The organism is Streptomyces sp. NPDC037288 (genome assembly GCF_055603265.1).
Map to the genome: position 1 here is coordinate 17,651 of NZ_JBVJVY010000051.1, position 23,184 is coordinate 40,834.

Annotated in this window: 19 protein-coding genes; 13 read left to right on the top strand and 6 right to left on the bottom strand. The window is 63.7% G+C overall.

The features are described 5' to 3' along the window. Positions 1-29 precede the first annotated feature (29 nt). Complete coding sequence (locus tag ACZ7GZ_RS36310) at positions 30-2,267, top strand: glycosyltransferase (protein WP_471031049.1); 2,238 nt, start codon at positions 30-32, stop codon at positions 2,265-2,267. A 320-nt stretch (positions 2,268-2,587) separates the two neighbouring features. Further along, complete coding sequence (locus tag ACZ7GZ_RS36315) at positions 2,588-4,129, top strand: LCP family protein (protein ID WP_471031051.1); 1,542 nt, start codon at positions 2,588-2,590, stop codon at positions 4,127-4,129. Between the two features lie 40 nt (positions 4,130-4,169). On the opposite strand, the gene ACZ7GZ_RS36320 is transcribed toward ACZ7GZ_RS36315, so the two are convergent. Beyond that, a complete protein-coding gene (locus ACZ7GZ_RS36320; RefSeq protein ID WP_471031052.1) occupies positions 4,170-5,447 on the bottom strand; it encodes a Dyp-type peroxidase in 1,278 nt (425 codons plus the stop codon). Between ACZ7GZ_RS36320 and ACZ7GZ_RS36325 the strand changes: the two genes are divergently transcribed. Beyond that, entirely contained in the window at positions 5,446-6,801 is a 1,356-nt protein-coding gene (locus ACZ7GZ_RS36325; protein WP_471031054.1) for a right-handed parallel beta-helix repeat-containing protein, read from the top strand. The genes ACZ7GZ_RS36320 and ACZ7GZ_RS36325 overlap by 2 nt on opposite strands. Before the next feature lie 63 nt (positions 6,802-6,864). Here the strand turns inward: ACZ7GZ_RS36325 and ACZ7GZ_RS36330 are convergent, their stop codons facing one another. After that, positions 6,865-7,653: a hypothetical protein gene (locus ACZ7GZ_RS36330; RefSeq protein WP_471031056.1), complete on the bottom strand. Its 789-nt coding sequence runs from the start codon at positions 7,651-7,653 to the stop codon at positions 6,865-6,867. 528 nt (positions 7,654-8,181) lie between these two features. Continuing rightward, on the bottom strand, positions 8,182-8,595 hold the full coding sequence (locus ACZ7GZ_RS36335; protein WP_471031059.1) for an SsgA family sporulation/cell division regulator: 414 nt from the start codon (positions 8,593-8,595) through the stop codon (positions 8,182-8,184). Between the two features lie 450 nt (positions 8,596-9,045). On the opposite strand from ACZ7GZ_RS36335, the gene ACZ7GZ_RS36340 reads away from it, so the two are divergent. After that, positions 9,046-9,207, top strand: a complete 162-nt coding sequence (locus ACZ7GZ_RS36340) for a hypothetical protein (protein ID WP_471031060.1) — start codon at positions 9,046-9,048, stop codon at positions 9,205-9,207. Positions 9,208-9,333: 126 nt separating this feature from the next. Continuing rightward, complete coding sequence (locus tag ACZ7GZ_RS36345; RefSeq protein WP_471031061.1) at positions 9,334-10,434, top strand: chaplin family protein; 1,101 nt, start codon at positions 9,334-9,336, stop codon at positions 10,432-10,434. 71 nt (positions 10,435-10,505) lie between these two features. Here ACZ7GZ_RS36345 and wecB read toward each other — a convergent pair whose 3' ends face one another. Both wecB and ACZ7GZ_RS36355 read right to left on the bottom strand, forming a co-directional pair. Next, on the bottom strand, positions 10,506-11,729 hold the full coding sequence (gene wecB, locus ACZ7GZ_RS36350) for a non-hydrolyzing UDP-N-acetylglucosamine 2-epimerase (protein ID WP_471031063.1): 1,224 nt from the start codon (positions 11,727-11,729) through the stop codon (positions 10,506-10,508). A gap of 63 nt (positions 11,730-11,792) precedes the next feature. Next, positions 11,793-12,587 (bottom strand): sigma-70 family RNA polymerase sigma factor, encoded by a 795-nt coding sequence (locus ACZ7GZ_RS36355; protein WP_471031066.1) that lies wholly within the window; start codon positions 12,585-12,587, stop codon positions 11,793-11,795. An 820-nt stretch (positions 12,588-13,407) separates the two neighbouring features. Between ACZ7GZ_RS36355 and ACZ7GZ_RS36360 the strand changes: the two genes are divergently transcribed. Both ACZ7GZ_RS36360 and ACZ7GZ_RS36365 read left to right on the top strand, forming a co-directional pair. Further along, entirely contained in the window at positions 13,408-14,391 is a 984-nt protein-coding gene (locus tag ACZ7GZ_RS36360; RefSeq protein ID WP_471031067.1) for an aldo/keto reductase, read from the top strand. A 99-nt stretch (positions 14,392-14,490) separates the two neighbouring features. Next, positions 14,491-14,976, top strand: a complete 486-nt coding sequence (locus tag ACZ7GZ_RS36365; RefSeq protein ID WP_471031069.1) for an NUDIX domain-containing protein — start codon at positions 14,491-14,493, stop codon at positions 14,974-14,976. 512 nt (positions 14,977-15,488) lie between these two features. Here the strand turns inward: ACZ7GZ_RS36365 and ACZ7GZ_RS36370 are convergent. Next, on the bottom strand, positions 15,489-16,070 hold the full coding sequence (locus ACZ7GZ_RS36370; RefSeq protein WP_471031071.1) for a DUF11 domain-containing protein: 582 nt from the start codon (positions 16,068-16,070) through the stop codon (positions 15,489-15,491). Positions 16,071-17,019: 949 nt separating this feature from the next. Here ACZ7GZ_RS36370 and ACZ7GZ_RS36375 point away from each other — a divergent pair. From ACZ7GZ_RS36375 to wsfD, 6 genes are all read left to right on the top strand, one after another. After that, on the top strand, positions 17,020-17,493 hold the full coding sequence (locus ACZ7GZ_RS36375) for a glycosyltransferase (RefSeq protein ID WP_471031089.1): 474 nt from the start codon (positions 17,020-17,022) through the stop codon (positions 17,491-17,493). 133 nt (positions 17,494-17,626) lie between these two features. Further along, positions 17,627-18,205, top strand: coding sequence for a CAP domain-containing protein (locus ACZ7GZ_RS36380; RefSeq protein WP_471031073.1), 579 nt, complete (start codon positions 17,627-17,629; stop codon positions 18,203-18,205). A 402-nt stretch (positions 18,206-18,607) separates the two neighbouring features. Beyond that, the gene (locus ACZ7GZ_RS36385) at positions 18,608-19,177 is read left to right on the top strand and encodes an archaeosortase/exosortase family protein (protein ID WP_471031075.1); all 570 of its coding nucleotides are present in this window, start codon (positions 18,608-18,610) and stop codon (positions 19,175-19,177) included. Next, positions 19,174-20,556 (top strand): glycosyltransferase family 2 protein, encoded by a 1,383-nt coding sequence (locus ACZ7GZ_RS36390; RefSeq protein WP_471031077.1) that lies wholly within the window; start codon positions 19,174-19,176, stop codon positions 20,554-20,556. The genes ACZ7GZ_RS36385 and ACZ7GZ_RS36390 overlap by 4 nt, the downstream gene beginning before the upstream one ends. Before the next feature lie 44 nt (positions 20,557-20,600). Next, a complete protein-coding gene (locus ACZ7GZ_RS36395; protein WP_471031080.1) occupies positions 20,601-21,428 on the top strand; it encodes a septum formation family protein in 828 nt (275 codons plus the stop codon). After that, complete coding sequence (wsfD, locus tag ACZ7GZ_RS36400; RefSeq protein ID WP_471031081.1) at positions 21,425-23,065, top strand: glycan biosynthesis hexose transferase WsfD; 1,641 nt, start codon at positions 21,425-21,427, stop codon at positions 23,063-23,065. Before ACZ7GZ_RS36395 ends, wsfD begins: the two co-directional genes overlap by 4 nt. Positions 23,066-23,184: the final 119 nt, after the last annotated feature.

The window sequence follows — 23,184 nt, forward strand, 5'->3', positions numbered from 1 at the left end:
CTGCGATTCTTCTTCTGGAAAGGCCAGGGATGACCCTGACGGTCGCCGTCGTCATCCCTGCACACAACGAAGAAGCGACGATCGGGGAGCTGGTCCGGGCCGTCCTGGACCAGCCCTACCCCATCTGCCAACTCATCGTGATCGCGGACTCGTGCACGGATCGCACCGCCGAGGTCGCCCGCCAGGCGGGGGCCACGCTCGTGCTGGAGACGACGTTCAAGGACAAGGCGAGCAACCAGAACGCCGCACTTCCACACGTCACCGCAGACGTGATTGTCGGCTTCGACGGTGACTCACGGCCCGAGCCGGATTGCATCAGTCTGATGGTGGCCGATCTAGAAAAGGGCTACGACGCCACATGCTCGTCAATCCTGCCCATCCAGGACACAGGCTTCTTCATCGAAGCACGACGTTTTGCCTACAGCCTCGGCAGCCAATGGTGGCGGCTGTCTCAGCGCCGGGTCGGCCGTATCCAGGTCCTCACGGGCGCCTCGTACGCCTTCCGTACCGAGGTCGTACGGGCCGTCGGGGGCTTTCCCAACGGCTTGATCAGCGCCGACATGGACATCACCTGGAAACTGCATGAGCACGGCTACAAGGCGTGGTACACGGACAAGGCCCTGACCCTCACCGTCGATCCGGCGACGTGGAAGGAGTACAAGGCGCAGATGCCCCGGTGGGCAGCCGGTTACTTCCAGAACGTGGCCCGCTACCGGCGTCTGATGCTGAACTGGCGCTCCCTGCTCGTGGTCGGCACCGCTTTGTTCGACCTCGTGACGCTGTGGTGGTGGATCATCGTCGTCGTCTACAACCTCGCCACCTGGCAGCATCTGTCCATGTTCCGTTACATGGGCTATTGGTTCATGGCCCATACTGCGCTGACGACGTACCTAGTCTCGCGTGTCGTGGGCTGGAAGAAGGCCTTGCTCGGATTCTGGCCCTACACCATCTTGAACTTCTACAACAAGTACCTCTACACGAGATCGATGCTCCGCGAGTGGCTTCTCGGACGGCACTACGCCTGTGTGGACGAAGCAACCCAGGCGCTCACTCCGCAAGGCTGGCGTCCCCACAGCGAGCTGGAAAACGGCGACCTGATCGCTGCGTACGACGCCGTAACCGGCACACTCGGCTGGGAACCCGCGACATTCAGCCGCTACAACGTCACTGAGCAACTGATCACCGTTGAACAGGTGTCCAGCAGCCAGCGCCTGACGGCGAAGCACCGGATGATCGTGTGGACCGAACAAGACGGCACGCACGTGAGGCCGGCCGAGGACGTCGGCACGGACTGCAAGGTCCCACTCGCAGCGCCCTGGTCGCCTCAGGGCCGGGAAGGACCAGGCGAGGATCTGGCCGCATTGCTCGGCTGGTTCATTAGCCGGGGCCGGTACGACGGCAGCCAAGCCGTCATCAGTCCGTCCGGAACAGTGGACCCGCACACGTACCAGGCGATCCGTGACCTGCTCGACGCTGTCGGTGCCGAATGGCGTGAGCTGAGCAGCGTCCAATCCGTCGGCGCGCCGTCGGCATCCGGCAAATGCGCACGGTCCGAATTCGTGCTCGGCGGTACCGTCGCCCGGTGGCTCACCACGGTCGTGCCCGCCGGAACGCTGACCTACGATGTCATCTTCGCCTGGCCGCAAGCCGAGTGCCGTGCGCTTCTGGAGGCGCTGGTCGACGGCGACGGCAGCCGGCAGCACGACAACGGGTTCGGCTTCGTCCGGAGGGATCGCACGGAGGCCGAGGCGCTCCAATGCCTTGCGATCCGATGCGGCTTGCACGCCAAGGTCCGGCAGCGCCGCCGCGACGGGGCGTGGCTGACGCGCGTCAACACGCATCGCTGGGTGCGCCTGCGCGGAGGGCGCGGAAGCCAATCCGACGCGCTGCCGCGCGAGACGTACAGCGGAATCGTGTGGTGCCCGACGGTCCGCACGGGGTTCTGGTTGGCGCGCCGCAGCGGCATGCCGTTCATTACGGGCAATTCCTGGACCGGACGCACCGGCCGCAAGACTGTCATCACCCCGATGTCACCACGCCGCCGGTTCGTCCTGGGACAACTCGGCGGCACAGCGGGGGCCACCGCGGCCGCAGCGGGCGGCTGGCTCGGCAGCACGACGCTGCTGGCTGCCGGGGCGGCCGCGGCCGTTGGCATTCCCCTGTCTTTGATGCGGGCGGGCAGCGGCGGGTGGCAGCGTGTGTCCCGCGAGGCACATCTACCGGAGGTCGCGGGCGACTCCTGCGGCCGCGTTGCGATCGACAAGTGAGCGCGCTGCCGCCGTCGCACATCCGTCCCCGGTTCCAAAGAGCCCACGGTCTGCACCGAGTTGACGGCAGGCGGGCGTGTCGTCGCTACAGGGCGGCGGGGGCCCGCTGTACGGTGTCGGCGTCCTTCATGGCCTTGGTTCACTCTTGAAGGTCCGCATGGCCTTCCCCGCGCTCAGGTGAACTTGGGCAGTTTCGTCGATCTGAAAAGCAGGATGACCGCGATCGCCATGATCAGCAGGCGCCTGGGCTCCAGCCCGTTACGGTTCTTCTCCCCTGTCCATTCTCTTCGCCGGGGTGCGGCACGGCTGAGGGCTCGCAGATGACCGTCACCGGCCACCGGGCCACCCCTCCCTGCCACCAGCACCAGGCCGAGCCGCCCCGTCATGGTTCATCACGTGGCGGCTGTACGCCGCCGCGCCGCCGACGCGGCCCGCTGCGGAAAACCCTGGGCGTCGCGCTGGCCCTCGCGGTGCTCGGCATGTCCGGCCTGGGCTGGTTCTATCTGAGGCTAAGCGGCGACATCGGCACCTTCGACGGATCAGGTCTGTCCAGCAACCGCCCCGAAGCCATCTCCGCCAAGGGTGAGAACGTCCTGATCATTGGTTCGGACGCGCGTTCGAACGGGAACAACTCGCTGGGCGGCGGCAGCAAGGACGACACCGGACGTTCCGACACGACGTTCCTGCTGCACATCCATGCCGACCGCCGACACGCGACAGCGGTGTCGATTCCCCGGGACACGCTGGTCACGGTGCCGCCGTGCAGATTGCCCGACGGCACATGGACCAAGACTCAGGCCCATGCCATGTTCAATTCTGCCTTCTCGGTCGGGGAGACAAGGGCCGGCAACCCGGCCTGCACCCAGAACACGGTGGAGTACCTCACGGGTCTGCGCGTCGACCACACCCTGGTCATCAACTTCAAGGGCTTCGCGGCACTGACGGACGTGGTGGGCGGGGTCCGGGTGTGTCTGCCGAAGAACATCTACGAGAGCGACCTCGACCCCAACCGCTCCAGCCGGGGCAAGCTCCTGTTCAACAAGGGTGAGCAGGTCGTCTCCGGGGAGAACGCGCTGAACTACGTCCGTATCCGGCACGGCATCGGCGACAGCTCGGACATGGGGCGCATCAAGCGCCAGCAGGCTTTTATGGCCAGCCTTGTCAGGAAGATCCAGAGCCAGGGTCTGACCCCGGCCAGGCTGCTGCCACTCGCCCAGGCCGCCGCGAAGTCGATGACCGTGGACCCGGGTCTGGGGAATGCGGGCAAGCTGATCTCCTTCGCCATGTCATTGAAGGACATCGACCTGCACGACATCAAGTTCGTGACGGCTCCCTGGCGCTATCAGGGCGCACGCGTCGCCATCGTCCAACCGGACGCCGACGAGTTGTGGGCCGCGCTCAAGGCCGACCGCACCATGGACGGCAGGGATGCCAGGGGCGCGAAGGCCACGGCGACGCCGTTCGTGCGCGTCCGGCCGAACAGCACGAAGGCCCTGATCGGCAACGGCATCGATGTCGCGGTCTACAACGGCACCACCACTTCCGGCCTGGCCCACAGCGTCGCATCGACACTCACCGAGCACGGCTTCAAGGTCATCGACATCACGAACGCCGATCACCCGAACCACGGCACCACCGTGATCCGGTACGGCTCAGGCCTGAGGGCCGATGCGCAGACAGTCGCCGGGCTGTTTCCCGGCGCCCGGCTCCAATCGGTCGACTCGTCAGGGCTCGACGTGATCCTGGGCGAGTCGTACAGCAGCGGCTCTTCCTCGTCCGGCCTGCCCACCGTGCCCACCTCGGTGGCCAACGACGCCCGGTCCGCCGATGACGACCTGTGCTCCCACCTGTCGTATGGCTGACACCCGACTGTGCCGGGTCCGTCCTGAGGAGTGGTCCGCCTTACCGGCCCGGCAGCCACACCGAGCCCATGCCTGGTGGCACATAGCCCACGGCGGAAGCCCGGTGCTCGATGAACCTGCCCATCGCGTCCGACCGGTCGAGGCGTTCCTGCACGCGTGTGAAGACAGCGGGATCGCGCATGTAGGCGAGAAACAGCAACCCCTGGTCGTCGGACCCGTTGTCGTATGAGTATCCGCGGCGCAACATGCGGGCGCCGCCGTCCAACCGCGGGTTGGCGAGACGCACATGGGCGTCGGCAGGGATGATGTAGCGGCCTTCCGGAGACTTGGCATAGAGATCCACCTGATCGTGCTCACGGTGTGCCCCGAGCGGTGCACCGGTGCTGCGTTCACGTCCGATGACCGCTTCCTGACCGGCCCTCGGAAGAGCGGCGAACGCGGGGACATCCATATGGATACGCCGGTAGACCACATAGGTACTGCCGTTGGGGTTCCAGACCCAGCGCTCCTGTTCGGCTCCGGCTGGGTTTTCCGTGCCGTCCTTGAAACCGAAGAGGTTACGGGGCGTCTCCCCCTGGGCGTGCGCGGGCAGAAATCCGCGCTCTTGCCAGCGACGCGTGAGCGTGCCGGCGGAGGCGGCGGTGAGCCGGCTGGAAAACTCGTGGAGGGCCTCGGGAGCGTCACCGCACACCTGCACCAGGATGTCCCCGCCACTCCGGCCGAGATCGAGTTGGTCACGGGGGAACGGCGGGATCTGCCGGAGTCGGGCCGGGGCCGCAAGGCCGACTTTGCGGTACAGCGCGGGGCCCAGCGCCACGGTGCGGGTGGCAGTGCCCGGGAGAGAGAGAGCTGACCACTGGTTCAGAACCCCGCGCACAGCTCCGCGCCCGTCTGACCCACGCTGATGCGGTGCCAGGTCATAGGCCGCAACCAGGACATGCAGCGGCTGGGGACCACTGATGCCTTGCTGCCGGGACGGCGCTGTTCGCTCACCTGGGCGTGTCTCGGAGAGCTGGCCCTTGGCCGATGCCGATCGGTCGCGGTGCTGCCCCCCGGGCGCACAGCCTGACGTAACGAGAGCAAATGCCGCGCCCGTTGCCAGCAACGAGCGGCGGGTCGGCGGAGGAGAATCGGAGGGCGTGCTGATCACCGGCGCTCCAGGGTTCGTCACGCGAGGAGGTGCGAGGTCGCCGACAGCGCTGCCTCGTGAGCACACGGGCGCACGAGGCATGCACGCATGGGCGCACGAGAGCCTCGAAGACAGAGAGGGGCGATCATGAGCGGCTGCGGCGCGCCTCAGGCTACACCTGGGCGCCATGCGATTCCTCGTCACGAAACACCGCGTGCCTCATGCCGGCACCGCCTCGCCAGGGCTCCTGGGTATCGTCCTCGGCCTTCTGATCGCCCTGCTCGGACTGGCGGCGTGCGCCGCTCCGGTGACCGAAGACCGGCTGGAACCCAGCGGCCGGCCCACGGTTTTGCGTGTTCCTGGCCAGTTCCCGTCCATCCAGAAGGCAGTGGATTCCGCTCGATCGGGCGACACCGTGCTGGTCTTTCCGGGTGTCTATCGGGAGAGCGTCGCCATCAGCAAACCTCAGATCGTGCTGAGGGGGACCGACCGCTCAAGGGTGGTGATCGACGGCGAGTTCAAGCGCACCAACGGGATCACCGTCACCGGAGCGGCATCGGTCGTCGAGAACCTCACCGTACGCAACCATCTCGCCAATGGACTGCTATTCACCGGTGTCACCGACGAAGCCCTGCAGGGCGCAGGCGCCGGCGGCGGCGCGAACTACGACCCCTTGGACACCATCAAGTTCCCGGCGCTCCGCGGCTTTCGCGCCTCGTACGTGACGGCCTACAACAATGCTCTCTACGGCATCTACGCCTTCGACGCCCGTGACGGAGTGATCGAGAACTCCTACGGTTCCGGACAAGCAGACTCGGGCATCTATGTCGGCCAGTGCAATCCTTGCCACACGATCGTGCGGAACAACCTGACCGAGCACAACGCGGTGGGTGTGGAGGTCACGAACGCCTCGAAGGGCCTGTATCTGCTGGGCAACACCATCCATCGCAATCGCGTCGGCCTGACCGTGCTCTCCAACAACCTGGAAGCGCTCGGCCCACAGCACAGTGCCGTCTTCGTCGGCAACACGATCAGCGACAACAATGACGACCGCAGCCCTGAGCAGGCCGATGGGGGCTTCGGCATTGGAGTCGGCATCGGTGGGGGTACGCGCAATATCTTCGAACACAACAGGGTCGAGGGCAATCACGTGGGTGCCTTCGTCCTGCAGGACGTGCAGGGTTATCCGGCCGTCGGCAATCAGATCAAGGGCAACGCCGTGGACGACAGCCAGCTGGGACTTGTGGTGATGGCGCACCGCACTGCGAACAATTGCTACAGCGACAACGGCCGAGCACCCACGAGCCCCTACCCACTGCCACGTGCCCTGACGACCTGCCCGGGACGGAACACTGCCATGCCTGTCCCTGGCCGTTTGCCGACGGTTGGCGCGGTTCCGCCAGGGGTTTCCTTCCGCGACGTCGCGGCTCCCCCGCCGCAGCCGGGCATGCGCGACGCCCGCCATGCGGCTGCCCGTCCGGCGCTCCATCTGCCAGGCAAGGTCACCCTGGCGGCGTACGGCCTGCCCGGACCGCGCCGCTGACCATGGAGGGGGAGGAGGAACAGCCCGCTGTCTCTCCTCCTCCCCGTCATACTACTGTCGCCGTCACAGGGCGTGCCGTGACGTTCCCCGCCAGGGCGCGGCCGGCACCTTCGCATGTGCCTCATGCCCGAGGAAGTCAATGGTGACGGGCTCTTCCATGGCCGAGCCCTTGATCTCCAAGCGGCCCAGGTTTCCGTCCTCGTCAACCCAGTACGTCAGCGGGGAAGAGGAGGCGATGCGCTGTCGCGGCGCACCGGCCGCGCCGCTGGACTGCGGCCGGGGGCGCGGCCCGGAGAAGCGCGTGTACGACTTACCGCGCAGGGTGCTCTCTCCAAGGCGCCGAGCCCCGAACTGGGCCATCAGCTGTGCGTTGTCCGGCCGGTCCTCCCCCAGCGCCGCAACCACCCGCAGCGCGGTGTCCAGGGGATACCCGGCGTAGGCTCGTGGTGACCAGAGTCGGGCCCGGACCTTCTCGGCAGCTCGTGCGATCTGCGGGGACTTCGACGAAGGGGACGTTCCGCCCGATCCGAGAGCAACGGCCAGACCGCTGCTGTCCCAGGCGACCAGTCCCGCTTGCTGCTTCTGGCCCGTCGCCCCGGCGACGTACGTTCCCACACCACGGCGAGTGCCGTAGTCGATCAGTCCCCGCACCGCGTAGGAGTCCGTACCGTCGTCGATCTTCACGGTCACTGTCTGCGGGCTGGCTTCAAAAGCCTTGAACCGCACCATGGCCAGCCGCTGGGCCTCTGAGGTCGTGATGGCCCGTGGCTTGACACGGTCCCCGTCGCTGCCGGCCAGTGCCAGAGCGCAGCATGACACCCCGATGCCCAAGGCCAGGGCCAGAACCTGCATGCGTGAACCGCACGTCAGTCGCTGTAAGGAACGGGTAATGAACCAACTACGCATGGAAGCCTTTCATGAAAGACAGGGGTTGACATGAACGGCCTCCGATTCCGACCCGGCCGTCAACTGTCTATCCCAGATACAACGCCTCGGAGCAACTACCCCGCGCCGGTTGAACAGTGCGGTTAGCCATTGAGGCGAAAAGACAGGGACGTCGGCCGGGACCTGGACCTGATCTGCTCCATAGCAGTATCGGCGACGGTGGCCGACTGATCCGCCGGGCAAGTGCCTTCATGTAAACGGCGGTAGCACCAGGGACGATCCCCATCACTGGCGATCCATGACCGGTGCAGGGATGACCGGCGCCGACTCCGTTCATCCCCAGCACTCCCGGAACCCGAGTGCACCTGGGCACGCCTGAAGAGCGCCAGCTGCACTGTCGCTCCGCGATCCGCGAATTCTATCCCCAAAACGCGGCCGAACCCAGCTTGTCCGCACCGCAACTTCCCCCACACACCACAACAGCGCCCGATGCGCTCACACACCGCCCATCAACGCGGACAGGCAGCTGTCGATGGCCGGGCCGACGTCTTCCTGCCCCATAGCCACGGCAGCGTACGTACGCAGCAGGAAGGAGTGCAGGACATCTCTTTCGAACTCGACCAGCGCCATGCCGTCCGCCCCGTAGAACTCAAGCACTGTGGTGGACCGATCGCAGGGCCAGATATGAACGTCACCCTCGCCGACCACGGCTGTCAGGCCTGCCCACAGCAGGTCTCGGGCGAAGGACCAAGTGATGTCAGCACCGGTGAGTGAGAGCTCGGCCGGGAAGTCCATGTGGATGGCCAACGGGTCCCTGGAGGTGTACCGCAGCGTAGCGGCGGCCGGGCACCCCGGGTCCTCTAAGGTGACCAGACGAGCGCGGACCGGCTGCTCAAGAGTGATGTCCATAGTCGTTCTCCGCTTTGTGGCCAGACCGGCCGAATGATCGATGGGCTCGTACAAGCGTCAATTTCGCCCCCCCCATTACATGAAGTCCGAAACAGGGTAATTTGATGGGGATCGTCCGTCTCGCATCGCCACGCGCGCCCTGAGCGTGTGCTGCTCCAGCACCGCCAGACGGTCTCCCGCTCGTCGAGTCCGGACAGTCCGGACTGGAGGGGGGCGGCCTGCCCAACCACTGATGGCGGTGTCGCCGTGCGACGATATTTAGTGACTTAACGAAAGATCCTTTCTGCTCCATCGCTCGCACGGCACCGGCCTCCACGAACGACAAGAGTGAATTCCCCGGCGGTGCAGGAATCCATCGGTTTCTTAAGCCCTCTTCACTCGTTTACAGCCCGCAGGCCATGGTGCGGGACGCTCACGCTGCGACTCGCTCGGCTTAAACCATGACGGTCCATGGCCCTTGAGAAACAAGAAGGGGAAGCAGGTGACGCACAGGAGGAAGACGGCTCTCGGCTGTGGCTCAGCAAGGACCAGCTCCAGGCCATCCACATGAGCCTGTGCGACAAACCAGCCGACCAGCAGAGCCTGACGATCGGCACCGATATCAACTCCTGACCCCATCACCCACCGGTCAGGCGTGCTTATCGGTATCGACTCCTGACTCACTACTGGCCCCGAGGCCGACTTCTACCTTCTTCGAGTAGGAAGACAACGACAGTGCGAAAAACCCTGAGCAGGCGCATGGTCATCGCCGCCGCCGCGACAAGCGTCCTGGTATGCGGCTCCGAGGCGCAGGCTGCCGCCCAACTGCAAAGCTCTACCCTCGAATTGCCCGACGTCCTGTCGGGCAACACAGTGGAACTTCCGTCGGAGCTGCCGGCGAACGTCTGTGACATGGCCGTCGCCGTGATCACGCAACAGCATGCTGCCTCGCCCAGTACTTGCGCGCATGCGTCCAACCCCCCGGCGCGGTCCGACCAGAGGAACGGCACCGAAGGCCACGCCGCACATCGGCCCCCGTGCAACGGCCGGCTCACGCCGCCGGGTCACAGCCCCACGGCTCCGAGGACAGCACCGTCGCCGGACCTGAGCCCGATCACTCCGACGGGCTCGACCACTGAGACTCCTGCTGCACCGACGGCACCTCTGCCGTCGGGCCGTCCTGCGGCCACACCGACAACGGCCCAGCCAACCCAGCAGGACCTCACCCCTCAGACGGCACCTCAGGTTTGGGCACCTGTGGTTTCGGCACCGGCCCCTCTCTCCGCGCTGACCACCTCACCACCCCTCGCACCCACCCTCCAGGCAATCGACTTGCCTGCAGACCTCGTGGCGGCTTCCACCACCCCCCTCTTGCCCAGCACCTCGCAACCGGCATACCAAGCCCCCTCCACGCCAACAGCACCGCAGCCGACACGCCACGGCTCCACCACCTCGCAACCGTCTCTGCCCCGCACACGACCGTCAGCGTCGAGCACTTCCACGCCGTTGGCGCCGGGGCATCACACCTCAGTACTCCCGGCTGCCCCGGCAAAGGCGACCACCCCATCACGACGCCAGACCACGCAGCAAGACTCAAGCGCCCCCACAGCACCCGCCTCCCCTGGACGTGGTCCCCGTACTCGAGCCTTCATGGACCCCGCACTTCCCGGCACTCCGATCGCACCTGTCACGCTGAATCACGGCCCGGCCGCCCCGGTATCTGCCGCTCCCCCCGTCCCGAGGGCCGGAATGGCCAGCACTGGAACTGAAGTGCTGCTCACAGGATCAGCCGCTGCTGCCGCCCTGCTGACCGGGGGGGCCATTCTTTACCGACGCGAGAGAGCTGCGTCGCGCCGATAGCCGGAAATTGACCGCGATCGCCGGCGGGCACGAGCCCCTACTCCACTCTGTGGCTGCCGGCGAGCGCACGTCTATTGTGCGAGCGAGCCCCCCTCAACCGGGGAACGACGCAGTGTCCTTCCCGCAGCCCCGCCATGAGTGCCATGCAGTTCAGGGGAGTACGAGAATTCACCGAATGCCTGACTCGGTGGAAGAGCCCCGCCCTCCGCCATGGTCAGGGCAATCTCCGTGATGCGCTCGCTGGCCTTTCCATCGCCAAAGGGGCAGGGTCTGTTGACCAGAGCGCGCGCCAGCTCACTCATCGTCAGGATTCGGGCGATCTCCTCAGAAATCTCACGCCGATGACTCACCCGTACGGCGAACCCTGCTGCAATCGCTTCAGGCCGCTCAGTGTTTCGCCTCACCACAATCAGAGGCTTCTTGATAATTGTGCACTCCTCCTGAATCCCACCGGAGTCTGAAATCAGCAAGCGAGCCTGACTCGCCAATGCAAGGAACGTGGAATAATCCATGGGTGGAACGTGCCGAACCATCGAAAGTCGCTCCGTCAAGCCAAAGCCGTGAGCGCTGGCAGCCGTCCGAGGATGGACCGGAAAGAGCACTGGGATGGGAGTTTCGGACAATGAGTCCAGGATTTCCGCGAGCCTCTCAGGGTCGTCAGTGTTCTCCGGTCGATGGATCGTTGTGAGAATGAATTCATTCTCACAGAGCCCATATCTCGCAAGGATCTCTCGAGATTCCTCGAGCCCGGGCAGCGACTCGCATGTAGCTTCCACGATGGTATTTCCGGTGACGCGGACAGCGTACAAGGGGATCCCTTCGGAAACCAGGTTTGCAGCATTCCACGACGTCGGCGCGCAATGAATGTCCGCCAACACAGACACCAGGCGCCTGTTGACTTCCTCTGGCATGGAACGGTCGTTGGAACGAAGGCCGGCTTCGACATGAAGCACCGGGATCCCGCAATAGTTGGCTGCTTGTGCTCCAGCCAACGTGGAGTTTGTATCGCCCTGAACAATCACCAGCCTCGGTCGCGTCTGCCGGAAATAGTCAGCCAGCTGATAAGTGGCACTCGAGATTTGAATACTGCGATGTGACCCACTGATGCCACTCAGCAGTAAATCCGGCGGCGGCAGCTTGAATGTGTGAAAGAAACTCTCAGACAGTTCAGCATCATAGTGCTGCCCGGTATACAGAATCGAGGCACGCGCCCCCAGGTTCCGGATGACTCCGGCCAGTTTGATGATTTCCGGGCGGGTGCCCAGTACTACCGCGATGTCATTTTCTTCATACACGAATGATCAGCTCCAGTAATCACTTAGGATGGCTGACGCGAGCACGCGCCACCTTCGACAATCTCAGACTCGGAAGAACTGATTCAACTCATTGATCTCTTGATAGAGATCTCTGCATGAATCGCATCCCTTGACGTGCAGCCTCACCTCTTCCGATGCGCGTTCACCGAGCCGCCCTCGAGAAAATGCGGCCAGCCGGCTCACAAAATAGGAGCACTGGCCGGGACATCTCCTCTGATCCAAATGAACACTCAAATATGCCTGCCGTAACCCTTCTTTCGCCCTGTAGGCCAGAGCTGCGACGCCGTTTGGACTGGCACCCATCATGTTGGCAAGCGCGGCAGGCTGCTGAGATTGCACAACAGTGCACCACAGAACGGTTCTCCATCGCTCGGACAGGGACGTAAGCGCCTCTATCACCAACCCGTATTCATAGTTCTTGAGAGCTTCGCATCCAGCCGACTCTGCATACTCCATCTCATAAGGGCTGACGTCTGGCACGTATACCTGCCGACCGGCGTTCCTCCCCCATTCGGCCACCACGTTGCGCAAGACCTTCAGCAGATAGCTTCGAAAGGAACTGGACGGACCGCCGCCTGATCTGAGCGCTTGCAGCACACGTGAAAATGCTTCGGCGACGAAATCCTGTACAGTATGCGCATCATCGGCGTACATCGACGCAAGCCGAGTGGCAGCGTTTCGGTGACGGAGGAAAAGCACGCCGAAGGCTTCTGTGTCACCGTCGCGCACTGATTGAGCCAATTCCTGATCGCTGGACTCCACTGCTTCGCGTCCGGAAGCAGTGACACCGCCCGAACGACCGACCTGCGGCGTGCTTTGTCCAGTTGAATATGACATGACGGCTCCTGAATGAGGGCTCGCCGCGAGCAAACCTGACGGTCGGCCTCGATCTCGACTAGATATGCACCAAAGGGACGTGCACGGCTCGCGAAGTCCACTTAATTCTTCTTGTGGTAAATCGCGCGAGCCGCCATGCCAGGCTACGTATCAATCGTCACAGCCGAGGCTCGAAGAAGACCATTAAATATATTCCGAAAGACTGACTCAGCTCATTTCCGCGCGCAGCACGTATACAAAAAACGGCGTCCAGCCAATTCGGGACCGACGCATCAGTCACTGATGGAAGAACCATAGAGTTCGTGCCCTCGATGGGATTGCTCAGCACTGGACCGAGGAAGGACGATGGCTAGGATCACGGCACAAATCAAGAAGGGGCGAGGAGTCGATCCAGGACATCAACGCGTTGGCTCCCATGATCGCAGCGGCGGATTGCCACCCCTTTATAGGGCCTCGATCTCTCCCTGACGTCACTCCACGCCGTGCGTTTGGCAGAAGATGCCACCGCCTGGAGCAGGCAGGGATGACATCACGCTACGAACCACCGTGCTGCCAGCTGGTCAAATACCACTCGATCAGCGCAGAGATCGCACCGCCGGCCTGGCAGCTGACCAGGCACACAGCGCCACACTCCGCGGAGCGCCGCCCGTACGGGGCCACTCCTTGGCGCGCATCACCTTGTCTGGTGCGCACGCCGTCATGTATCGGCCGTGAGTTCCTCTCCTCGATATGAAGTGCACCTCCCATCACGGGCGCCCACCGGCATCTGTACCGATCGACAGTGCCTGAACATTGCCGTCGAAATGAACGGACTGCTCACATGCAGGGGGAACTCTTGGCTTATGAATCCGCCCTATCCCGTACGCCGCACATGCCCTATCGCCGTTGCGGCTACAGCGGTCTTCATGTGTCGGCTATCTCTCTGTGCGTGCCGCTCAGCGCCAGCAACAGGCGTCAGCCCGGTCTACGGAAAACCCTGGCACAACGAGCTTTCGATCGTGGCATCTCCCACTTCGACCTGCCCGCTTCCTGGATGGCGCGGAGGTCAGTGTCCAGCAGACGCATGAATGATGCACTGGCAGGCATTCGCCGCCAGCGTGATGAGATCGTGCTGGCAGCGCACGTAGGGTTTGGAACCCGGCAAGGACAGTCATTCGGCTTCGGCTCTCGCAAGCAATTGATGTCATCACTCGACTCCGTTCTACGTGGACTATCGCTGGAGTACGTCGACATCCTTTACTCGGATCGCTATGATCCGAGCACTCCTCTCGAAGAAACCATGGGAGCCTTGGTTTCGGCAGTGAACCAGGGGAAAGCATTCTATATCGGGCTTGCCGGCTACGCGCCGACGATGGCCCGCCGAGCCATTGAGATCCTTTATGAGCTCGGCAGTTCCCCCATCGTTTGTCAAGGTTCCTTTTCGGTACTCAACCGATGGGCGGAAGAAGCGCTCCTGGACGTCCTCGATTTCTATCGAGTCAGTTTCGTCGCCGACAACCCTTTGGCGAACGGATTACTCGACACGAAGACGTTCCCGAATGTGAATAGCCATCGAGGCCAATTGGCGTGGCCAATGAGAGACCATACTGATCTCGACCTCCTGAAAACGGTCGCCTCGGCTCGGGGTCAGACCCTCGCACAGTTGGCTCTGAGCTGGGTATTACGGGACCGTCGCGTGTCGTCAGCCATCATCACTCCCGAATCCCCTGCGCAACTAGACGAGTTGTGCGCCGCAGCGGAGCAGACCTCCTTCACCGAAGCGGAGCTTGAGGTAATCACCGCCTCTGTTGGCGCTGGTCGGTAGCACTTGGCACAGCAACCTACGCGCACCTATTATCTGAATAAATTCGAATTTTAGTTCAACTCGCTTCTTTACGGGCCAGCACAGCGTTGAAGGACTACGATGACCCACGCACGACCTGCCTACTCAGTGAACGTCAGGGGGGTGACCCTAAGTCTTGATCTGCGTGTCCTTCTTTTACTGAATGAACGCGACGAGTGGGAACTACCCGGAGGACGCCTTGAGCTGGGTGAAACACCAGAGCAGTGCGTGGTGCGTGAAATCGCCGAGGAATCAGGTTGGAAGACGGTGGCCGGCCCCCTCCTGGACGTCTGGTCATCTGAGCCGGCACCCGGCCGCAGTGTCCTCACGGTCACGTACGGGTGTCCAGTGCTGACACCTCATGCCGAACCCGTACTGAGCGGCGAGCACCAGCAGTTCGGCCTGTTCAGCCCCCATGAGCTGCACCGTCTAAATCTCGAGGAGGGATACAAGAAATCCATCATCGCATGGCTAAAGGCGCCTCCGACTATGCGTCCCAGCGGCGTCCAGGTGATGTTCATGTGTGGCCGACGGAGAACCCCGGTCATGTACTGCGCACACGAATGAGCCCGTCGCACCCGGCGATGGGAAACGATTCTGGCACCACTGAGTCGATGCCAAGCTGATCAGCGATGCTTTCCCTTTACCGGAGAATGGTCACCGATCATGAAATACGTCATTACGGCCCTCGTGCTCTCCTGGTCCCTCTTTGTGGCCTTCCTCTGCGCATACCTCAGCATTTGCTATGTTGCTGCGTCGAAGCAACGGAAAATGTCATTGCAGAAGCAGCAGGTCACCCACCATCCGCGGCTTTCACAAGACCAGCCACCTCAGGTCAGCGCCCACGCCATGGTCGTCCCCCGGCAACGAGACAACACCTCCTGCCGTGGGTCATGACGCGGCATCCTTGACGCCATCTGTCATGGGCCGGTTGGCACCAGGACTGCTTCGCGGGACACATAGTGCCCAAAGGCGGGCCCCGGGCCGGGACCAGTTTTGAGCACTGATCCCTTTCGTGCTGTCCTCTTGAGCCCTAAAGCCCCGGTGTGCCCCGCTGAAGCGCCTGGCGAGGAGAGCTGTTAGAGGGCGGCGCCCCCGATGCGCCGACGGCGGCGGAGAACCACACCCGTGGTGGTGATGGCAGCGGCTGCGGCAGCTGCCGCTCCGACCGTCGGATCGATCACGGGAATCGCCAGGATGTTCGTGTTGGCAGAGGAAACGTTGTTGTCAGTGTAGGGGTCCGGATCGGCTCCATCCACGGTGACGGTGTTCGTCAGCCGAAAACCGTTCGGGCCGGCAGTGCCGGTGACATAGACGATGGCGCTGGAATTGGCGGCTAAACCGCCGCCCTGGCACACGATGGTGCCGCCGTTCATTCCGCAATTGGCGTCTGAGCTACTGACACTGGCGTTGAGCAGTCCCGTCGGGACCTGGTCGGTGAGCGTCCACCCGGTTGACGCGTCGGGACCGTAGTTCGTGACCACGATCTCGTACTTCACCGCGTCTCCCGCATTCTCCAGCGCCGGACCGGCTTTGGCGACGGACAGATCGGCACCGCTCGCAGCCGCTACGGCTTGCGGAGCAGCCAGCAGCCCCAACGCGCCGGCAGCACCGCCCACCGTGAGCGCGATGCCAAGCATCCGCCTTGAGTGCTTCTTCATATGTCTTACTCACCTATCGGATTGAAGGGGCCCTTCCCATGCATCGTCGGAAGGGGTTTGCGTATTAGATCCTCACGCTTCCTCCCCATGACGGTCGGCCATCCAGACAGGTGACCGCTCGCGGGAAGCCGTCGTCACGATCACGGTCGGCACACTCGAGCCCTCTCCTGCGCCCCGACCGCCGCAGCATGACCGCCGCGGGTGCGAGATCGGTCCCTGCCTCTCGTCAGACGCACCTGAGGAGTACGCCAACTCGCGTACGCATGAGGCGCCACGGGTGCCGCTTATCATCAGACGATCGCCAATGTGCTATGGGTGCTATGCCATGCACTGCGACTCCCCGGAGATCTAATCGATGAGAAACGCATCCTGTGATTTGGACCACCCCCCGGACCGGGTGCTGCACATTGTTGATCCACTTGACGAGGATGTCTCCATTGCCCTGAATGAATATCTCACTGCTATGGGGCATATGGAGCATTGGCTGCTAGTGGGTTGGGAATCCTGTAAGCCGTTGAGGCTTTCCCCGGGCGCCCAGCCTGCTGGGATTGCGTCCTTACCCACTGGGCATCGAGCACGCGTACGCGCCATCACCGAGGCATATTTCGCGGTCAAGCCCACCTGGGTACATGCACACTCTTTCAACGCCGGCGCATACGTCCGCCTTGCGCCCCGGATCCCGGCAGAATGCATCGTGTACAGTCCGCACTGCTACACGTTCGAGCGCCGGGATCTCACCAGGGCTTCGCGAATCCTGAATGTCACCTGCGAGTACCTGCTCGCACCACGTACCGGAACAGTCGCGGTATGCAATCTTCGCGAAGGACATCTGGCCGCTCGTCTGCACCGCACCGGAAGAATCGTCCACGTACCCAATGTGCCGCACGGCAACGCCCTCGGTCTGTCGGACGGGTCATCACCTCCGGCGAAAGCGCCAATCGCAGTGGCCATGGGTCCGCTGGGCCCTCAGCGAGATCCAGCTTTCTTTCAGGCTGCGGTAGCCGCGGCCAAAACAGACACCACCTGGATGTGGATCGGGGAAGGCGAGCCTCGTTATCGACGCCTCCTTGAGAAGGCAGGAGTCTGTGTCACAGGCCAACTGCCTCGAAGGAACGTACTCCGACTGCTGCAAAAGGCCGATGTATACGTGCATACGGCGGCGTGGGAAGGGAGCTGCGACACTCTGCTGCAGGCAACACAGGTGGGTTTACCCATCGCCGCCCGATCGATTCCCACACTCCAAGCTCTCCGGCTTCCCGGTCTCGCTCCCCATCCCGAGGATCTGGCCGCTACGGTCCAGCGTCTCCTTAGATCCCCCACCGATCGCCATGTGCATTCCGAGAGCGCGAGGCGCGCCTTCCACAGTCACACCCGCGACACGCAAGCCGCCCGACTCCGTGAGCTCTATCAATACAATAGATGACAGGAGGCGCCCCGTGCTTGGAAGGGCGGAGGGCGAGGGAAGCGGTAAGGGGCACCTGGCGTGAATGAGCCAGTAGTGACTCGCCTGACCGGCGGTGGAGACATTAGCAAATGGAGGGTAGGTGCTAAGCAAAGTGGGTTCACTCCTCGGAGCTGTCGGGCTCCTGAGTGCCTCAGCATTTCCTATTTCAAAGCCCAGAGATTTTCAAGATGCGACCGACAACGCCTTCCTCAAGCAAATCGTGGTCACCGTGAACGCGGTTCGAGCCAGGCATGGCGTTCCTCCGGTGCGCCTCGACGACAACCTCACCAAATACGCGAAGGCGAGACTGCTGGAGGTGTCGCAGGGGCACAGACTGGACAAGGGTCACAAAGGGCTTCGATCGCGGACGGGGGAAGTTCTCTACTGGGCCAGTGCCAGCCGCAAGCCTTCCGGATCCGTCGATGCACGTACCGCCGTTGACCGATGGTACGCAGAGGTCTCGGACTATGATTTCAATTCCGCCGGCTTCAGCGCCCGGACAGGTCATTTCACGCAATTGGTGTGGAAGGACAGCACACGCATCGGAGCCGCACGGGCAGTTGGAGGCAAGCCCGGCCACTACGAGAGATACATCGCGGTCGAATTCGAGAATCCAGGCAATCTTGCTGGAGAATTCAAGCAGAATGTATTTCCCGTCAAGCGTCACAGGCACGGGTCATCCCGCCGCTGAGCACAGAATCCGGGCAGGCACCAGCCAGCACACTCCTGCACGGCTCTTTCCCTGCTGCTGGTGACCGGGAACACCGGAACAACGGGAACACCGCAGGTGAAACGGCCTCCCGCGGTGAAGCCGAACGTCCCTCCAGTGCCCGTTCTCCAGGAACACGGCAGCAGACGCCGGTCCGTACCCCGCGCGGGCGCGCCGTTTGCTCCGTAATCCATGTGCCGCATTACTGTGCTGAATTTGTCCTCGCCTGGCGTCATCGTTCGCCCCTCGAGCCCTCCTTTCGTGCGAGAGGCGTCCGGGCAGCGGGCGTCGCTGTGTCAGAAAGGCCTGAGAGTGCACCCGAATCCGACATCTCGTCGCCCCGGGCCGCAGGTGAGTGTGCTTCCCGCTGATGGGCAGCCACCGGTGCCGACCCTCGGTCTCGGAACATCACGGCCATCTCAGCCGCCCTACCTCCGGCTCGTACTCGCAGCTGTTCTGCTCCTCACCGCTGGTGCGCTCTTCGGCTTCAACGAGTGGTTCCGTTCGGCCGAGGCCGCGGCGGGCGAGCACGTCATCGGGCTGGTCACTACGGGAACCACCGCTTTGGACTGGGGTGAGGCGGTGACCTTCTTCGGTCTCGGCACGCCGCACGCGATGGGCCTGCGGATCACAGCAGGGTGCAGCTCGGCGATGCTGATCATCCCGCTTCTCCTGGTGGGCGCCGGCTTCATGCTCAGCCGGCGTTCCACCGTTTCCCGCATTCTCGCGGGAACAGGCATCGGAGCTGCCTTGCTCATCGCGACGAACCAGGTACGCATCGGTTTGATCGCATCGTTTTCCCAGAGATGGGGAGAGGAGGGCTTCGGCTGGGCGCACGCCGTAGTCGGCTCCCTCCTCAGTCTGGTGGGTGTGGCCGCCTCGGTGACGGCTTTGCTGCTCGTCGCGATGCGACGGCCGCAGCGGGACGGCCGGCTGAACGGATCATCACAGTGAACCATTTCCAAGAGAGCGGCTTCGTCGGCCTGGCGATGGCCTTGGCCCTCGTCATCAGCGCAACTTTCACCCTCTATGTGATCCTGCTGGTCCTCGCATACCTACGCACCAAGCCACAACCGCCGGGCGACGCGAATGACTTCTCATGGCACTTCTTCATCCCATGCAGAGACGAGGAGAGCGTGATCGGTGGCACTCTCCACTATCTCCGCGAGTATTTCCCCGACGTGCACCTGTGGGTCATCGACGATGACTCCGAGGACGAGACCGCGGCCATCGTCCACGACCATGCCAAGCGTTCACCGTATGTGCACCTGGTGCGGCGGCGCCGCCCGCACGCCCGTACTGGCAAGAGTCATGCGCTGAACGCCGCATATAAGGCACTCGACGACTGGCTGCCGGCCGACATAAACCGAACCTCTGTCATCGTGGCTGTCTTCGACGCGGACGCACGTCCGTCCATCAACGCCCTCGACGTATGCGCGGGGCCGAGCCTGTTCGGTGATGCTGAGATGGGCGCCGTGCAGATCGAGGTCCGCATGGTCAACCGGAACATCCGTGAGCCGTTGCCGGACGGGACCAAGCTGCAGAACTGGTTCGGCCGTACGCTCGTCCGGCTACAGGACATCGAGTTCCGGGCGGCGATCTCCGCCATTCAGATTTCCCGCCGCACGACAAAGAGCGTGTGCATGGGTGGGAACGGCCAGCTGAGCCGGATGAGTGCGCTGGATGAACTCGCAGGCCACGACCGTGAGCCCTGGCGCGGCTCGCTGCTGGAGGACTTCGAGCTCGGTCTGCACATCATGCTGGCGGGCTACCGCACCGGCTACGCCACCGAGGCCTGGGTGGATCAGGAGGCGCTGTACAGCCTGCCTCGCTTCATGACGCAGCGGACTCGTTGGTGCCAGGGAACCATGCAGTGCATGCGCTACCTGTCCAAGGCGTGGCGCTCACCGCATCTGACCAACTCCGGGGTCGTGGAGATCTCGTACTACCTGGTCCAGCCCTGGCTATGGCTGGTGGGAACGGTGATCTACCCGCTGCCGATCCTGATCTTCCTGAACAATCTGGTCCTGTATCCCGAGCCGACCCTGACCTTCCTCCGGACCGGCGGTGCCGTCGAGTTCTCGCTCTATCTGGTCTTCGGTATCGCGCAGTTCGCGGTCTGGGGCTATCTGTACCACCGGCACTGTGAACCCTCACTCGGACTGCTCCGGTGCCTCGGCTGGGGTATTGCCTATGCGACGATGATCTACCTTTTCTACGTCATCGCCTGGCGCGCCCTCGGACGGTTGTTAATCGGCCGCGTTGGCTGGGCCAAGACGCGACGCAACGCCGAGGTTTTCGCCCTCGGTCAGCCGGTCGCCAAAGACGCTTGACGCATCCGCGACCACCCCATTCCGCGACACACGAGATGATGGACATGCGCAAATATCCTGTTCCGCTGGGTGCTGCCGGGCTCGTGTTGTTGACCGGCTGCACGGTTGCCAATTCGGCACCCGCGGCCGTGCCGACAGTCATGCAGGCCGTGGGCAGCTGCCACACCTTCCGCACACCGCAGGAAATGGTCCAGCCCAGCGATATCGCGCCGCCCGTGCCCTGCGACCGGCCACACCGCAGCGAGACCTTCCAGGTGATCTCCCTCGAAGGTCGACTCGCCACCTACCCGGAACGGCCCGACCCGGAGCAACTGCAGGCGTACGCGCTGGACCGGTGCGACGTCCAGATGCTCAGGCAGTATCTGGGCGCCGGGCCACGGGACACCACCTCATTCTCAATCTGGCCGAGGTATCCAACCCGGGCGGAATGGGCCAGAGGCGTGCGCACCCTGCGTTGCGACGCTGTGCCCCCGGTTCGTGAGGCCAAGCACGGGCCTCTCGTGGCCTTCCCGCTGCGCAACGTGCTGAAGAAGCCCGAGTCATCGGCCGTACGCGACTGCGAGTACGGCGGCATGGCCGTCACCTGCGATCAAGGGCATGACCGTGAGGAGGTCAATGCCTGGCTCGACCTTGATGGAAGGGTGCGCTTCACGGACGTCCAGTCGGCAGCGGCCAAAGTATGCAAGCCGTTCGTGGAGGAGTTCCTTCACAAACAGCTGAAACGCGCACCAGATCTCGCGATCAAGGCCAAGACGCCGGGCAGGGACGAATGGGAGAAGGGCATCAGGACGGTGAAGTGCGGTGTCGGCCCGGCCCAACCGGGCACAGCCATCGTCGGCACCCTCAGCGGGAGAGCGAAGGGACGGGCATGACCACGTACTATGCACGCGCTGCTCTGGCCAAGGCCTCAGTACGCCGTCTGGCGATGGGAGAACCCAGCCGGCGGTCGGTGCGAACAGCAGCCGCGACCGCGGGGGTTGTCTGGACGGTCGTGATGCTGCTGCGCCTGCTGTTGGGCGGGGTGGTCGGCATGGGGGACAACGGAGACGCCGACCGGCTGCTCTGCGTGTTCGGCGTGGTGAGCAACCACCCCTGGGACGCCGCGCCATCGGCCTACGTCTATCCGACGTGGGTGCCCCACACGTGGTACGGGGAGACATGTGGTGCGCAGGGTTCGGGCGAACCGTATTACTCGTCGCAGCAGTTGGTGCTGGGGCTCGCCAAGGCCCTGACGCCGGTACTCGGACTGCCCGGCGCACTCGACCTGAGAGCGGTCGGGCTGCTGCTCGCGTTGGCCTTCGGTGCGATCATCGCCTTGCTGGTTGTGCTGCTGCCGGGCCCTGTGTGGTTGCGGCTTGTGGCGACCGCCGGCTTCGGTATGGTCGTATGCGACTCGGCGTTCGCGGACTTCTTCATCTCACCTTTCAGCGAGCCGGCCGGACTGGTGGGGCTTCTCCTGCTCTGTCCGTCCCTGCTCCTGCTGTGGCGGCACCCGACCTCGTCGCTGGGCGGAATCGTGCTGACCACTGTCACCGTGCTCTTCGCGATGACGTCCAAGCCCCAGTTGATCTCCCTGCTTCCGGTCACCATGCTGGCGCTGCTGTGGATGCCGAGCGTGCGGCAGAAGGGCGAGGATCAGGCGAACGCGGGTGATGGCCGCCAACGGCGGTTCACGCGGTGGTTGGCGTTGCGCTGGCCTGCGCTGATCGCTTGCGTCCTGCTCTGCGGGGTCGGCGCCGGATTCGCCGCGTCTCAGCCCAAGCGGCTCAACCAACTCGTCTGGTACGACGCCGTGTTCAAAGAGATGCTGCCGCACAGCCTCGACCCGGTGGGGGATCTGCGGGCGCTGGGCGCCGATCCCCGGCTTATCTCCGCCATGAACACCACGATGATCTCTGAGAATTCCGCTGCCAGGACGCCCTATTGGGACGATTACAAGAGGCACGTCACACCGGCCAAGATCGTTCTTCACTTCCTGGAGAACCCAAGTCGGGTGGTTGCCATGGGGGCACGCGGAGTGCAGGGGATGACCCGACTGGACCTTGAGTACCTCGGCTCCTATCCGGCCGGATCCGGTCATTCGCCTTACGCCAAGGAGCACCGGATCGCAGTGGTGAGCGAGATCTTCGACGGTTTCGATGTGATGCCGGCCCTCATTCCGCTGCTCTGGCTCGTCACCCTAGCGCTCGGCGCCGTACTCGCCAGCCGGACCTGGGCCCGGAATTCGGCACGGGCCGTGGGCCGGATGACAGTGTGCCTGGTACTCGCCCTGGTGCTCCAGTTCTGGACCGTGGTACTGACCGAGGGAGCGTCCGACCTTCACAAGCACCTGATCTTCGCGGACTTTCTGACTGCTCTGTGCATGCCGTTGGCCGCGCTCTGTCTCTGCCTGCTGTTCCGGAGAGAATACGCAGCGATTCCCGAGCAGACGCAGAGGGAATATGCGGCGTCCCCTGAGCAGACGCGGACGGAATACGCGGCAACGGGCGAGCAGGCGCGGGGCCTGTAGCGAGAGCGACGGTGCCGGGGGGCAGGGGGTGCAAACCGGGCCCCGCCCCGCCGGTCCCCGGCGACTTTTCTCGTTGTGTTTTGGACAACGGGGAAACAACAAAAAAAAGGCAACAACAG